At 74.4% G+C, this 13,309-nt stretch carries 12 protein-coding genes; 5 read left to right on the top strand and 7 right to left on the bottom strand.

Features of this window, described 5'->3' with window-relative positions:
• The first annotated feature begins 34 nt into the window (after positions 1 to 34).
• Both argG and OO47_RS25790 read left to right on the top strand, forming a co-directional pair.
• Complete coding sequence (argG, locus tag OO47_RS25785; protein ID WP_030214719.1) at positions 35 to 1,480, top strand: argininosuccinate synthase; 1,446 nt, start codon at positions 35 to 37, stop codon at positions 1,478 to 1,480.
• Positions 1,481 to 1,724: 244 nt separating this feature from the next.
• Complete coding sequence (locus tag OO47_RS25790; protein WP_051716095.1) at positions 1,725 to 3,044, top strand: M48 family metallopeptidase; 1,320 nt, start codon at positions 1,725 to 1,727, stop codon at positions 3,042 to 3,044.
• 244 nt (positions 3,045 to 3,288) lie between these two features.
• Here the strand turns inward: OO47_RS25790 and OO47_RS25795 are convergent, their stop codons facing one another.
• The 4 genes from OO47_RS25795 to OO47_RS25810 form a co-directional block, all read right to left on the bottom strand.
• A complete protein-coding gene (locus tag OO47_RS25795) occupies positions 3,289 to 4,449 on the bottom strand; it encodes a methyltransferase (RefSeq protein ID WP_030214716.1) in 1,161 nt (386 codons plus the stop codon).
• 119 nt (positions 4,450 to 4,568) lie between these two features.
• Positions 4,569 to 5,144 carry a histidine phosphatase family protein gene (locus tag OO47_RS25800; RefSeq protein ID WP_030214711.1) on the bottom strand — a complete coding sequence of 192 codons (576 nt, stop codon included), beginning with the start codon at positions 5,142 to 5,144 and terminating at the stop codon, positions 4,569 to 4,571.
• Between the two features lie 69 nt (positions 5,145 to 5,213).
• Complete coding sequence (locus OO47_RS25805) at positions 5,214 to 5,666, bottom strand: GNAT family N-acetyltransferase (protein WP_030214708.1); 453 nt, start codon at positions 5,664 to 5,666, stop codon at positions 5,214 to 5,216.
• Between the two features lie 113 nt (positions 5,667 to 5,779).
• The gene (locus tag OO47_RS25810; RefSeq protein WP_030214706.1) at positions 5,780 to 7,216 is read right to left on the bottom strand and encodes an aminotransferase-like domain-containing protein; all 1,437 of its coding nucleotides are present in this window, start codon (positions 7,214 to 7,216) and stop codon (positions 5,780 to 5,782) included.
• On the opposite strand from OO47_RS25810, the gene OO47_RS25815 reads away from it, so the two are divergent.
• The gene (locus tag OO47_RS25815; RefSeq protein WP_037665060.1) at positions 7,215 to 8,240 is read left to right on the top strand and encodes an EamA family transporter; all 1,026 of its coding nucleotides are present in this window, start codon (positions 7,215 to 7,217) and stop codon (positions 8,238 to 8,240) included. The genes OO47_RS25810 and OO47_RS25815 overlap by 2 nt on opposite strands.
• A 116-nt stretch (positions 8,241 to 8,356) precedes the next feature.
• Positions 8,357 to 8,560, top strand: coding sequence for a DUF1918 domain-containing protein (locus tag OO47_RS25820; protein ID WP_030214702.1), 204 nt, complete (start codon positions 8,357 to 8,359; stop codon positions 8,558 to 8,560).
• A 74-nt stretch (positions 8,561 to 8,634) separates the two neighbouring features.
• Here OO47_RS25820 and OO47_RS25825 read toward each other — a convergent pair whose 3' ends face one another.
• Entirely contained in the window at positions 8,635 to 9,900 is a 1,266-nt protein-coding gene (locus OO47_RS25825; RefSeq protein ID WP_199812339.1) for a glycoside hydrolase family 10 protein, read from the bottom strand.
• A 197-nt stretch (positions 9,901 to 10,097) separates the two neighbouring features.
• On the opposite strand from OO47_RS25825, the gene OO47_RS25830 reads away from it, so the two are divergent.
• On the top strand, positions 10,098 to 10,958 hold the full coding sequence (locus OO47_RS25830) for a 3-hydroxybutyryl-CoA dehydrogenase (RefSeq protein ID WP_030214698.1): 861 nt from the start codon (positions 10,098 to 10,100) through the stop codon (positions 10,956 to 10,958).
• A 117-nt stretch (positions 10,959 to 11,075) separates the two neighbouring features.
• Here OO47_RS25830 and OO47_RS25835 read toward each other — a convergent pair whose 3' ends face one another.
• Together OO47_RS25835 and OO47_RS25840 are read right to left on the bottom strand one after the other, a co-directional pair.
• Positions 11,076 to 11,606, bottom strand: coding sequence for an NUDIX hydrolase (locus OO47_RS25835; protein ID WP_030214697.1), 531 nt, complete (start codon positions 11,604 to 11,606; stop codon positions 11,076 to 11,078).
• A gap of 121 nt (positions 11,607 to 11,727) precedes the next feature.
• Complete coding sequence (locus OO47_RS25840; protein ID WP_030214693.1) at positions 11,728 to 13,068, bottom strand: hypothetical protein; 1,341 nt, start codon at positions 13,066 to 13,068, stop codon at positions 11,728 to 11,730.
• Positions 13,069 to 13,309 lie beyond the last annotated feature (241 nt).

Genomic DNA, 13,309 nt, shown 5'->3' on the forward strand with positions numbered 1-13,309 from the left:
TGCATGACCATGCGCGATGATGCATACTCTTCCTATGTCCAAGGTCCTCACCTCCCTGCCCGCCGGCGAGCGCGTCGGCATCGCCTTCTCCGGCGGCCTCGACACCTCCGTCGCGGTCGCATGGATGCGCGACAAGGGCGCCATCCCCTGCACCTACACCGCCGACATCGGCCAGTACGACGAGCCCGACATCGCCTCGGTGCCCGATCGGGCGAAGACCTACGGTGCCGAGATCGCGCGCCTGGTCGACTGCCGGGCGGCGCTGGTCGAGGAGGGCCTCGCCGCGCTCACCTGCGGCGCGTTCCACATCCGCTCGGGCGGCCGTGCCTACTTCAACACCACTCCCCTGGGCCGCGCCGTCACCGGCACCCTCCTGGTCCGGGCGATGCTGGAGGACGACGTCCAGATCTGGGGCGACGGCTCGACCTTCAAGGGCAACGACATCGAGCGGTTCTACCGCTACGGCCTGCTCGCCAACCCGCACCTGCGGATCTACAAGCCGTGGCTGGACACCAACTTCGTGACCGAGCTCGGCGGCCGCAAGGAGATGTCGGAGTGGCTCCTCGCCCACGACCTCCCCTACCGCGACAGCACGGAGAAGGCGTACTCCACCGACGCCAACATCTGGGGCGCCACCCACGAGGCCAAGACCCTGGAGCACCTGGACACGGGCGTCGAGACCGTGGAGCCGATCATGGGCGTCCGGTTCTGGGACCCGTCGGTCGAGATCGCCGCCGAGGACGTGACGATCGGCTTCGACCAGGGCCGCCCGGTCACCGTCAACGGCAAGGAGTTCTCCTCCGCCGTCGACCTGGTGATGGAGGCCAATGCCATCGGCGGCCGCCACGGCATGGGCATGTCGGACCAGATCGAGAACCGGATCATCGAGGCCAAGAGCCGGGGCATCTACGAGGCCCCCGGCATGGCCCTGCTGCACGCCGCGTACGAGCGCCTGGTCAACGCGATCCACAACGAGGACACCCTCGCCCAGTACCACAACGAGGGCCGGCGCCTCGGCCGGCTCATGTACGAGGGCCGGTGGCTGGACCCGCAGGCCCTGATGGTCCGCGAGTCGCTCCAGCGCTGGGTCGGCGCGGCCGTCACCGGCGAGGTGACGCTGCGGCTGCGGCGCGGCGAGGACTACTCGATCCTCGACACCACGGGCCCGGCGTTCAGCTACCACCCGGACAAGCTGTCCATGGAGCGCACCGAGGACTCGGCCTTCGGCCCGGCGGACCGGATCGGCCAGCTCACCATGCGGAACCTCGACATCGCCGACTCCCGCGCCAAGCTGGAGCAGTACGCGGGCCTCGGCCTGATCGGCAGCGGCGGTCCGGCCATCGGCGCCGCCCAGGCCGCCGCGACCGGGCTGATCGGCAGCATGCCGGAGGGCGGGGCCGAGGCCATCGCCTCGCGCGGCGAGTCCTCGGGCGACGACGAGCTGCTCGACCGGGCCGCGATGGAGTTCGGCACGGACTGACGCGCGGGCGCCGGGCGGCGGCCGTTGTTCGTACGGCGGTTCGTGCGGTACGTATGATCGGCGTCCTGTCAGCCACGGAAGGCCGGTCCGGCACCCTCGGTGCCGGACCGGCCTTTTCGCGTCCGGGCCTTGTCGCGTCCGGCGTTTCCGGGTGTTTCCGGACGGAGGCGGGCCGCACGTGCGGGACGGTCCGCGCGGAGGACGGAACGGGCGGGCCCCGGAAGGCCCGCCGGGGGGGTACGGAATGACGGAGACGGCGCACACCGCCCGGGCGGTGGAGCGGGACTGTCCCGACTGCGGGGAGCGCGTGCCGGACGGCGGGCAGTACGTCACGTGGTGCACCGCGTGCGACTGGAACGTGGATCCCGGGCACCAGGAGGAGCCGCCGGGGCGGGTCGAGCGCATCCGGCGGCGTCTGGCCCGGCGGTACGGAGAGCAGCTCCACGCCGAGTTCGCGGCGCCGGCCGCCGGGGCGACACCCGGTACGGGGGCGGGGCGGCCCCGGCGCGGGGTGCCCGGTGGGCTCGCCGCGGCGCTCGCGGTCGCGGTCCACGGCGTGACCGCCGCCCTGCTCGCGGGCGGCCTCTGGCTGCTGGTCGCGCGCTGGGGCAGCGGCGCCCTGCCCTTCCTCGGAGGGCTGCTGATCGCCCTCGCCGTACTGCTCCGGCCCCGGTTCGGCAGCCTCGCGAAGGCGGCGGGAGACCGGCCCGTACTGCGTCGCCCGGACGCGCCACGGCTCTTCGCCCTGCTCGACGAGGTCGCGGGGAGCGTCGGCACGACGGGCGTACGGGCCGTGGTGGTCGACAGCGAGGTCAACGCCTCCGTCACCGCCTACGGCGTCCGGCAGCACCGTCTGCTCCGCCTCGGCCTCGGGCTCTGGGAGGTCCTGACCCCGCAGGAGCGGATCGCGCTCCTCGGCCACGAGTTCGGGCACTACGCGCACGGGGACACCCGCCGCTCCCTCCTGGTCGGCAACGCGTTCCGCTCCCTGGAGACCTGGCGCTACACGCTGGCCCCGCAGCGGGCCGAGAGCCTGGCCGAGCACTTCGTGAACGTGGTGACCGCCCCGCCCCGGTGGCTCGTCGACGGCGTCCTCGTCCTCCTGGAGCACCTGACCCTGCGCGAGTCGCAGCGCGCCGAGTACCTCGCGGACTCCACCGCCGCCCGCGCGGCGGGTACGGAGGCGGCGGCCGGGCTGATGGACAGGATCCTGGTCTCCGACGGCGTCACGGGCGCGCTGCACCGGGAGGCCGTGGCGGCACGGACCCGGATCGGCGGCGGTGGCGCGCGCCGCGAGGACCCCGCCGAGGGGCTGTGGGAGCGGATCGCCGCCCATGCCGCGTCGGTCCCGGAGCGCGAGTACGAGCGGCTGCGCCGGGTCGCGGAGCGGCGCGGGCACCAGGTGGACTCCACGCACCCGCCCACCCACCTGCGGCACCGGCTGCTGTCGGCAGGCGCACCGGGCGGGGCCCTGATCGTTCTGGACGCGGAGAGGGTCGCCGCGATCGACGCGGAACTCGCCGACACCCGGCAGCGGGCGGCCCGGGAACTCGTGGGGCGCTGAGCGCTTCGCCGGGCCCGGCGGGGACGCGCGGCGGGCGGTCGTGACGCGTTCGAGGTGGGCGGGGGTCGGAAAACCGTGGGCGGGGCGGGTGCGCAGCCGGATCTCGCGGTGGGCGGCCACGGCGTGCTCCAGGAGGAGGGCGGGCGGGTCGGCCGGACCGCAGACCCTGACCCGCGCGTCAGGGGCAGGCCCGCCCGCCGCGTGCCTGCCGGGGCCTGCCCGGCCATGATCCGCCGGACGGGCCCTAGCGGCGGACCGCGCGCAGGATCACGAACTTCGGGTCGCTCGCGACCAGTTCGCCGTTGCCGAAGATACGGCGGAGGGTGATGTGGTGGCCGAGGTGCCGGTTGCCGACGACCCACAGTTCGCCGCCGGGGCGCAGGGCGCGCCGGGCGTCGGCGAACATGCGGCGGGCGGTGCGGTCGGTGGTGGCCTGGTGGCTGTGGAACGGCGGGTTGTTGAGGACCAGGTCGAGCGAGCCGGGGGCCAGGTCCGCGAGTCCGTCGCCGACGCGGAACTCGGCCGCGCGCCCCTCGCCCGCGTGGGCGCGGAAGTTCGCCTCGGCCGAGGCGACGGCCTGGTACGACTCGTCGGTGAAGAGCAGTTCCGCGTCGGGTTCGGCGAGGGCGACCGCGAGGCCCACCACGCCGTTGCCGCAGCCGAGGTCGGCGACGCGGGCCCGGCCGAGGTCGCGGGGCAGGTGCGCGAGGAGGAAGCGGGTGCCGATGTCGAGGCGGTCGGCGCAGAAGACGCCGGCGTGGTTGGTGACGGTCCGCCCGGGGAGGCCGGGCGCGGGGGCGTCGGCGGGGAGGGCGTACCGGTACGGCCAGGGGTTCGGGCCCGGGACGGCGGCCGGATCGGGGGTGGCGTGGATCAGCCGGGCCTTCTTCACCGCGAGGGAGGTGCGGGTGGGGCCGAGGATCCGCTCGAAGAGCTTCAGGGTGGAGGTGTGGATCTCCTTGACCATGCCGGTGCCGACGATCACGGTGCCCTCGTGGACGGCGGGGGCGAGGCGGTGGAGCTGGTCCTCCAGGAGCGCGAGGCTCTTGGGGACGCGGACGAGGAGCACGTCGATCCGCTCGGGCGGCGGGTCCTGGGTGGTGAGCAGCCGGACGGCGTCCGGGGCGGCGCCGGCACGGGCGAGGTTGGTCCGGGTCGCCCGCCCGCCGAGGTACGAGTCGGTGATCTGGACCAGTTCGCCGGGTCCCGCGGCCTGAAGCGCGGTGACGAGGGCTCCCCAGCGGTCGCCGAGGACGGCGACGGTGCCGGAGAGGTCGGTGCCGGTGTCGGCCAGGTGCCCCAGGAGGTACTCGTCGGACGCGTCCCAGGCGCGCAGCGGGTCGCGCGGGTCCTCGGGGTGGCGGGTCAGCGCGAAGGCGCCCCATGACGTGCTCAAACGGTTCATCGTGGGTTCAGGCTAGCCGGTCGCGGGACCGGGCCGCCCTCGTCGCGGTCGCGGGGCCGGGCCACCTCTCCCTCCCGGTCGCGCCGCCGGGCCGCCTCCCGCCCCGGTGGCACGGCCCGTCAGCGCAGGGCCGCGTCAAGCTGGAGGTGCCAGAGGCCGGGGCGGCCGGTGAGGGTGACGGTGGAGAGGGGGCGGACGTCGACGTTCCAGTACGCGGCGGGCGGCGCCTTCAGGGCGTACACGAGGGCGGCCCGTACGACGGAGGGTTCGGCGACGGCGACGACGGCGCAGTCCTCGGCGGGCCGGGTGTCGAGCCAGTTCCCTATCCGGGTGATGAAGGCGAGGAGCGGTTCGCCGCCGTGCGGGGCGGTGCGGGCGTCGGTGAGCCAGGCGTCGACGGCGGCCGGTTCGAGGGCGGCGACCTCGGCGAGGGTCAGGCCGCGCCAGCGGCCCATGTCGCAGTCGCGCAGCGCGGGCTGGACGAGGGGCGCGTAGCCGAGGGCGGTGCCGGTGGCGCGGCTGCGGGGGGTCGGGGAGCAGTAGCGCAGCTCGGCCGCGCCGAGCGGGATGAGCGCGGGCGCGGCCTGCTGCACCTCGTACCAGCCGGCCTCGTCCATCGGCCGGTCGTCGTCGAACCGTTCGGCGAGCAGGGAGGAGCTGCGTGCCGCCGTGACGAGCGTCACCCGAAGACCCATGGCCGCGATCGTGAGGCCGGTGGCGCCACTGGTCAAGGGGTCGTTCCGAGGGGGCGGAGGGAGCGCGGCTCACTGCCGCCCGAGAGCCATCCACATGTCCGGATTTCGGAGTGGCGCGAAACCCACCTTCTCGTACACGCCGTGCGCGTCGGCGGTGGCGAGCATGATGCGGCTCAGTCCGTACGGCTCCAGGAGGTCCCGGACGGCGGTGACGAGCGCGGTGCCGAGGCCGGTGCCCCGGGCCGGGCGGTCGACGTAGACGTCGCAGAGCCAGGCGAAGGTGGCGTAGTCGGTGACGACGCGCGCGTAGGCGCTCATCTCGCCGGTCTCGCGGTGGTACGCGCCGAGGTTGAGCGAGCCGGCGACGGCCCGGTCCTGCTTCTCCCGAGGTCGGCCCCGGGCCCAGTAGGAGTCGGTGGAGATCCAGTGGTGGACGCGGGCGGCGTCGATCCGGGCGGGGTCGGACGAGATCTCGTACGCCCCGTGCATGACGGGGCCCTCCGGGAGGCTGCTGTCGGTCATGGGCGCAGGCTTCCAGGAGGGCGGGGGCTTGTCAGGTGGTTTTGCCGGGGGCCGTTGCCGGACCGGGGCGGGGCCGGGGGCCCGTACGGCCCCGCCCCGGTGGCCGGTCGTGGTCAGCCGGTGAGCTCGTCCACCGCCGTCCGCAGGCGGCGCACGCCCTCCGCGATCTCCGTGGGGCCCGCGACACCCGCGAAACTCAGCCGGATGTGGCCGGCGGGCGGTTCGGCGCAGAAGTAGGGGCGGCCGGGGGCGGCGGCGACCCCGGTGCGCAGGGCGGTGGCGTGGAGGGAGGCCTCGGGCAGGGCGTCGGGGAGGCGCAGCCAGAGGTGGTAGCCGCCGGAGGGGACGTGGGGCAGGGAGAGTTCGGGGAGGTGGTGGGCGAGGGCGCCGGTCAGGGCGTCCCGGCGGGCCTTGAGCTCCTGGGAGACGGCGCGGAGGTGGCGGGGCCAGGCCGGGGAGCCGACGAGTTCGAGCGCGGCCTCCTGGAGGGGCCGGGGGACGAAGAAGCTGTCGACGACCTGGATGGCGCGCAGCCGTTCCAGGACGGGGCCCCGGGCGGCGAGGGCGCCGACGCGGAGGCTGGCCGAGGTGGGCTTGGTGAGGGAGCGGACGTGGACGACGACGCCGTCCGGGTCCTCGGCGGCGAGGGGTGCGGGGAGCGGCGGGGCGTCCTCATGGACGAGGAGGCGGGCGAAGTCGTCCTCGACCACGAAGGCCCCGGCGGCGCGGGCGATCCGGACGACCTCCCGGCGCCGTTCCGGTCCGAGGACGGCCCCCGTGGGGTTCTGGAAGAGCGGCTGGCAGACGAGGACGCGGGCGCCGGTGGCGCGGAACGCGGCTTCGAGGAGTTCGGGGCGGACCCCCCCGGCGTCGACGGGCACGGGGACGGGCCGGAGTCCGGCGGCGCGGGCGACGGCGAGCATGCCCGGGTAGGTGGGCGACTCGACCAGGACGGGGGTGCCGGGCGGGGCGAGGGCGCGCAGGGCGGTGGTGATCGCGGACTGGCCCCCGGCCGTGACGAGGACCCCGGCCGCGGTGACGCTGCCGCCGATCTCGCGGGCGAACCACTCGCGCAGCTCGGGCAGGCCGTCGACGGGCGGTCTGCCCCAGGCTCCGGGGCGGCGGCCGGCCCGGGCGAGTGCGGCGGAGAGGACCCGCTCGGGCTGGAGGGAGGGGTGGAGGTAGCCGCCGTTGAACTCGATCGTGCCGGGCGGCGGTGCGGAGAGGGTGACGAGGACGCCGGAGGCGTCGACGGCCCGGGGCACGAGCTCGGTGGCGGTGTCGGCGCTGAGGGCGACCTCCTGCCAGGAGGTGTCCCCGGCGGCCGGGGTGGCGGTACGGGGCTCCGCGCGGAAGGCGCCGGCGCCGGGGCGGGTGACGACGAGGCCTTCGGCGGCGAGCTGGGCGAGGGCGCGGGTGACGGTGACCGGGGAGACGCGGTAGCGCTCGACGAGTGCCCTGCTCGACGGCAGCTTTCCACCGGGAGAGTAGCGGTCGAGCTCCGCCTTCAGGGATTTCGCCAGCTCCGCGACACTGCTACGCTCATGCATGAGAGCACACGATAGCGCTACTGCCACCACCGCGGTAGCGGTCACCGCCTCGGGGACCCCTACGACCGGGCCGTCCGGCTCCCCGACCGCTGGAACCGTCTCCCCCACCGCCGGGCCGTCCGGCGCCCCGGGCCCCGCAGCCGCCTCCCGGGCCTCCGCGGCCGATTCCCGGGGCCGCGGCACCCTGCTCGCCGGGCTCGGCGTCGTCGCGTTCTCGCTCACCTTCCCGTCGACCGTCTGGGGCCTGGAGAGCTTCGGCCCCTGGTCGCTCGTGGCCGTGCGGTCCACCCTCGCCGCGCTCGTCGCCGGCGTCTTCCTGCTCGCCGGCCGGGTGCCGCTGCCGGAGCGGCGCCACTGGGCGGGGCTCGCGGTGGTCGCCGGCGGGGTCGTCGTCGGCTTCCCGCTCCTGACCAGCCTGGCCCTGCGGACCTCCACCACCTCCCACGCCGCCGTGGTGGTGGGCCTCCTGCCGCTCACCACGGCGGCCTTCGCCGCCCTGCGGACGGGCCGGCGCCCCTCCCGCACCTTCTGGATCGCGGCCGTATCGGGGGCCGTGGTGGTGCTCGGCTTCACGCTCGCGGAGAGCGGCGGGGCGCTCTCCACCGGCGACCTGTACCTCTTCGGGGCGCTGCTCGTGTGCGCGGCCGGGTACACCGAGGGCGGCCGGCTCGCCGGACTGATGCCGGGCTGGCAGGTCATCGGCTGGGCCCTGATCCTCTGCCTGCCGCTGATGGTGGCCGCCTCGGCCGTCGCCCTGTCCCTGGAGCCGGTCCACCTGAACGCCCACGGCGTCATCGGCCTGGTGTGGGTCGCCGCCGGCTCGACCTTCTTCGGCCTGTACGTCTGGTACCGGGGCATGGCCGCGATCGGCATCCCGAAGGCCAGCCAGCTCCAGCTCGCCCAGCCGCTCCTCACCCTCGTCTGGTCGGTCACCCTGCTCGGCGAGACCCTGTCGCCGGCCGCCCCCGTCGCGGCGGTCGCGGTCCTGGTCTGCATCGCGGTCACCCAGCGGTCGACGTCGTGAGCCGGAGGCCGGGGAGGTCGGGCGGGACGGAACCGGGCGAAAAGGGTCACAATGAGAAGCAGAGACCTTGAGGAACGGGAGACCGGCACGAGTCCGGTCGCGAGGAGGTCACCCCGATGCAGGCGAGCGTGGGCGACAAGCTGCTGGTGCACGGACGGACCGTCGGCCACCACGACCGCACGGCCGAGGTCCTTCAGGTACTGGGGGAGAACGGCACTCCCCCGTACCGCGTGAAGTTCGACGACGACGGACACGAGGCCCTGATGTCGCCCGGCCCCGACACCGTCGTGCGCCACCACCCGGAGGCGGGAGCCGGCTGAGGGGCAGGACCCACCGAGCGGCGGGACCGGGCGAGAAACAGGACCGGGCGGGAGACGGGGCCGGCCGGGGGCCGTCACCCCGGCGGGCGGACCCTGGCCGGGTAGTGGTCGGCCACCACGGTGGCCATCGCCCCGATCCGGTCGCGCGCGACCTCCTTCGCGGAGAAGAAGCAGTGCCCGCCGACCCCGGAGTACCCCTTGGCGAGCTCCAGGTGGCGCGAGAGCTCCCGCGGGTCCTGCCAGGCGGCGGGCTGGGCGGGGTCGCCCGCCTTGTGGAGCGCCTCCCCGACGTAGAGCCCGACACCGGTGCCCCGTACCGTCTCGTCCCACCAGGGCAGCAGTTCGGCGTAGTCGGCCGCGGGCAGGCCGATGTGCCAGTACAGCTGCGGCACGACGTGATCGAGCCAGCCCTCCCGCACCCACTTGCGGGTGTCGGCGTACAGGTCGTCGTACGTCTGGACGCCGGCGTCGGTGTTCGAGCCCTCCGGGTCGGTGGCGCGGTTCCGCCAGACCCCGAAGGGGCTCACGCCGAAGGCCACCCCCGGCTTGACGGCCCTGATTCGGGCGGACATCTCGGAGACCAGCAGGTCGGTGTTGTGCCGCCGCCAGGAGGCCCGGTCGGGGAAGTCCCCGCCGTGGCGCGCGTACGTCTCGTCGTCGGCGAAGGACTGCCCGGCGACCGGGTACGGGTAGAAGTAGTCGTCCCAGTGCACGGCGTCGACGTCGTAGCGGCGCACCGCGTCCAGCATGGCGTCCTGGACGAAGCGCCGGACCTCGGGAAGCCCGGGGTCGTAGTACAGCTTCCCGCCGTAGGGCAGCACCCACTCGGGGTGCCGCCGCGCCGGGTGGGAGGCGGTGAGCCGGGCCGGGTCGGCGTGGTTCGCCACCCGGTACGGGTTGAACCAGGCGTGCAGCTGGAGGTCCCGCGCGTGGGCCTCGGCGACGGCCGTGCCCAGCGGGTCCCAGCCGGGGTCGCGGCCCTGGGTGCCGGTGAGGCACTCCGCCCACGGCTCGTGCGGCGAGGGCCACAGGGCGTCGGCGGTCGGCCGGACCTGGAGGACCACGGCGTTGAGGCGCCGCTCGGCCGCCGTGTCGAGGTGGACGAGGAGTTCGGAGCGCTGCTGCCCGGCGGTCAGGCCGGGCCGGGAGGGCCAGTCGATGTTGTTGACCGTCGCCATCCACATGCCGCGGAACTCCCGGCGGCGGTACGGCCTCCCCCGCGCCTGGCTCCTCACCTCGGGCGCCGCACCCGCCGCCGTCACTCCGCGCACCGCTCCGTCCGCCGCCGCCGTTCCTGTCGTTCCCGTCACGGCGAGCGCCGCCCCGGTGGCTCCGGCCACGAACCCTCTTCTCCCGATAGGCCGCACTTGTACCCCTCCTCTGTTGGATACGTCACACTCACCGGGAGAGCATGCCCACGCCCCGGGCGATCGATCATCGGTTAATGAGCGGTAACGTCGTGGGACAGAGGCGGACGCACCGGAATCGCACGGCCCCGCCGCCGGCAGAGAGCGAAAGGCACGAGGTGACGGACTCCATGGCCGACATTGAGCGCGTCGGAGTGGTGGGCTGCGGCCAGATGGGCGCGGGCATCGCAGAGGTGTGTGCCCGGAGCGGCCTCGAGGTGAGGGTCGCCGAGACCACCGGCGAGGCGCTGGAGATCGGCCGCACGCGGCTCTACAACTCGCTGTCGAAGGCCGCCGAACGCGGCAAGATCAGCGAGGAGGAGCGGGACGCGACGCTCGCGCGCCTCAGCTTCACCACCGACCTGGGCGAGTTCGCCGACCGCGACCTCGTCATCGAGGCCGTGGTGGAGAACGAGCAGGTCAAGACCGAGATCTTCCAGGTCCTCGATCAGGTGATCACCCGGCCGGACGCCATTCTGGCCTCGAACACCTCCTCCATCCCGCTGGTGAAGCTGGCCGTGGCGACCTCCCGCCCGGACCAGATCATCGGCATCCACTTCTTCAACCCGGCCCCGGTGCAGAAGCTCGTCGAGCTGATTCCGGCCCTCACCACCTCCGAGGGCACGATCAGCCGGGCTCAGGCCTTCGCCGAGAAGACGCTGGGCAAGCACGCGATCCGCGCCCAGGACCGCTCGGGCTTCGTGGTGAACGCGCTGCTCGTGCCGTACCTGCTCTCCGCGATCCGGATGTTCGAGTCGGGCATCGCGAGCCGCGAGGACATCGACAACGGCATGGAGTTCGGCTGCGCCCACCCGATGGGCCCGCTGAAGCTGTCCGACCTGATCGGCCTGGACACGATCGCCTCGATCGCCGACTCGATGTACTCGGAGTTCAAGGAGCCGCTGTACGCCGCTCCCCCGCTGCTCCAGCGCATGGTGGACGCGGGCCGGCTCGGCCGGAAGACGGGCTCGGGCTTCTACCCGTACGCCTGACGCCGTCCCCTCACGGGGGCACCCCACAGACCACTCTCCGCACCACCCGGACGGCCCGTACTCCCGCACAGGTACGGGCCGTCCGGCCTTTCCCCGCCTCCGGTCGCCGCGTCCGGCTCAGCCGAGGCGCAGGTGGTGGAGCATCAGCAGACCGGCGGCCATATTGGCGGCCGGGACCTCGCCCCGGGCGATCATGTCGGGGATCCGCTTCAGCGGGATCCAGGCCCGCCGCGAGGACTCGAAGGCGTCCTCGGGCGGCCCGGTATAGGTGGCCCGGTCCGCCCAGTAGAGGTGGTGGCGGGCGTCGGTGAGGCCGTTGGAGGGCTCGACGGTGAGGAGGTGGCGCAGCGGCCCCGGCCGCCAGCCGGTCTCCTCCTCCATCTCGCGGGCGGCGGCGGACTCGACGTCCTCGCCGTCCTCGACCACGCCGGCGGCCAGTTCCCAGCCCCAGCTGTCGGTGATGAAGCGGTGGCGCCAGAGCATCAGGACTTCGTCGGCCCCGTTGACGGCGGTCGCGACGGCGACCGGGCGGAGCCGGATCAGGTAGTGGTCCAGGTGGCGGCCGTCCGGGAGTTCGACGTCCGCGAGGTTCACTCGGAACCAACGGTTCTCATAGACAGAGCGTTCGCTCAGTTTCGTCCACTGCACGTTCTTGCCACCTTCCGACTGATCGGAGCTTGTTCGGTGGCAATATCGCAGCAGTTGGAGACCGAAGGGGATCACAGGAGATCGACCGAGACCGGAGGAGGCCGGAAACGACCGGAACAGGTCAGAGGGGAACGCGCAGCGCCCCGTCGATGAGGGCCGCCGCCTCCCGCGCGTCCTCCGCGCCGCTCGCGAGCAGGTGCTCCCGCACCTCCCGCAGCCGGTCCCGCAGCCGCCGCGACTCCGTCCCGCGCGCCCGCTCCGTCATCTCCACCGCCGTGCGCGCCGCCCCGTCGGCCTCCCCCTGCCGGAGCTGGACCCGGCACAGCATGGCGAGGCGGTGGACCCGGCCCCGGTCGTGCGAGGGCGCCCCGACCGCCGCCACGGCGTGCTCGTGGGCCGCCGGGAGGTCGCCCAGGCCGAGGAGGGCCTCCGCGATCTGCACGTTGACGAGCCCCGGCTGCACATAGCCCGTCTCGGCCGGTTCCTCGCCCGGGCTGATCCGCTCCGCCGCCGCCTCGGCCCGCCGGATGCAGGCGAGCGCGGTCGCGCCGTCGCCCAGGTGCGCGTACGCCTTCGCCTGCATCGCCGTCAGGTCGGCGGCGAGCGCCGGGGTGATCTGCCGCCCCGCCGCCCGCAGCGCCGCCTCCGCGAACGCCACCGCCTGCCGGTACTCCCCCGTGAACAGCGACTGGTTGACGAGGAGCGCGATCACGTACGCGCCGAGCCCCCGGTCCCCGCTCGCCTTGGCGAGCCGCAGCGCCTGGTGGAAGTAGCGCTGGGCCAGGCCGTGCGCGTCGGCGTCGTAGGCGCAGATCCCGGCCACCGCCACCAGGCCGCCGGCGGCGCGGTGCAGCCTCCGTCCGAGGTCGTCGCCGTAGCTGCCCCGGAGCAGCGGTGCCGTCCCGGCGGTGAGGAAGCCGACGATCCGGGCGCGGGTCGCGATGCCCCCGGCCTTGCGGTACATCTGCTCGTAGTGGGTCCGGGCGGCGACCAGGACGTCGATGTCGGCGGCCGAGACCGCGGTCCGGCCGGTGCGGGAGACGTCCGTGTCCTCCGGCGGGTTCTCCCACTCCCAGACGGGCATCACCGCGGGGGTGCCGGTCAGGGCGGGCGCCGCGACGATGTGCGGCCGCTGCTGCTCGTCGGAGCGCCAGAGGGCCGCCGCCCGCTCCACGAAGCCGGAGAGCGGCGAACCGGGCGGCGGGACCGGGCCGCCCGGCACCCCGAGGCCGATGTCGTCCAGGGTCACCTGCCGGTCCAGCCGGGCGGCGAGCACCTCGCAGATCAGGTCCGGCACCTGGCCGCGCGGCCGCTGGCCCTTCAACCAGCGCGCCACGGCGGTGTGTTCGTAGCGCAGGGTGAGTCCCCTGGCCCGGCCGGCCCGGTTCACCCGGGTGGCGAGGCCGGCGTGCGAGACGCCCGCTTCGTCGAGCAGGGCGTCGAGCAAGGTGTTGGGCTGCATGGCCGCTCCGGTCGCTCGGTGAACTCAGCGTAGCGGTGGCCGATTTCGTGCGGGGCGGAGTGGCGCGGAGTGGCCCCGTACGGGGGGAATCGGGTGCACGGGGTGTACGCGCGGAGGGTCCCGGAGGCCTGCGCGAGGATTTCGCACGGGGTGTGAACGAATCACCCGTTCTTCCGGCCCGCGCGCTCTGCCGCGCCCGTCCCGCCCCCGGTTGACTGTGCTTCTCGCCGCAAGGCGACGA

This window comes from Streptomyces bikiniensis (assembly GCF_000716625.1).
GTDB classification, from domain to species: domain Bacteria; phylum Actinomycetota; class Actinomycetes; order Streptomycetales; family Streptomycetaceae; genus Streptomyces; species Streptomyces bikiniensis.

What these genes read in the sequence shown, in the direction of transcription:
- argG (WP_030214719.1), top strand. Translation starts at nt 35, where the DNA reads ATGTCCAAGGTCCTCACCTCCCTGCCCGCCGGCGAGCGCGTCGGCATC.
- OO47_RS25790 (WP_051716095.1), top strand. Translation starts at nt 1,725, where the DNA reads ATGACGGAGACGGCGCACACCGCCCGGGCGGTGGAGCGGGACTGTCCC.
- OO47_RS25795 (WP_030214716.1), bottom strand. Translation starts at nt 4,449, where the DNA reads ATGAACCGTTTGAGCACGTCATGGGGCGCCTTCGCGCTGACCCGCCAC.
- OO47_RS25800 (WP_030214711.1), bottom strand. Translation starts at nt 5,144, where the DNA reads ATGGGTCTTCGGGTGACGCTCGTCACGGCGGCACGCAGCTCCTCCCTG.
- OO47_RS25805 (WP_030214708.1), bottom strand. Translation starts at nt 5,666, where the DNA reads ATGACCGACAGCAGCCTCCCGGAGGGCCCCGTCATGCACGGGGCGTAC.
- OO47_RS25815 (WP_037665060.1), top strand. Translation starts at nt 7,215, where the DNA reads ATGAGAGCACACGATAGCGCTACTGCCACCACCGCGGTAGCGGTCACC.
- OO47_RS25810 (WP_030214706.1), bottom strand. Translation starts at nt 7,216, where the DNA reads ATGCATGAGCGTAGCAGTGTCGCGGAGCTGGCGAAATCCCTGAAGGCG.
- OO47_RS25820 (WP_030214702.1), top strand. Translation starts at nt 8,357, where the DNA reads ATGCAGGCGAGCGTGGGCGACAAGCTGCTGGTGCACGGACGGACCGTC.
- OO47_RS25830 (WP_030214698.1), top strand. Translation starts at nt 10,098, where the DNA reads ATGGCCGACATTGAGCGCGTCGGAGTGGTGGGCTGCGGCCAGATGGGC.
- OO47_RS25840 (WP_030214693.1), bottom strand. Translation starts at nt 13,068, where the DNA reads ATGCAGCCCAACACCTTGCTCGACGCCCTGCTCGACGAAGCGGGCGTC.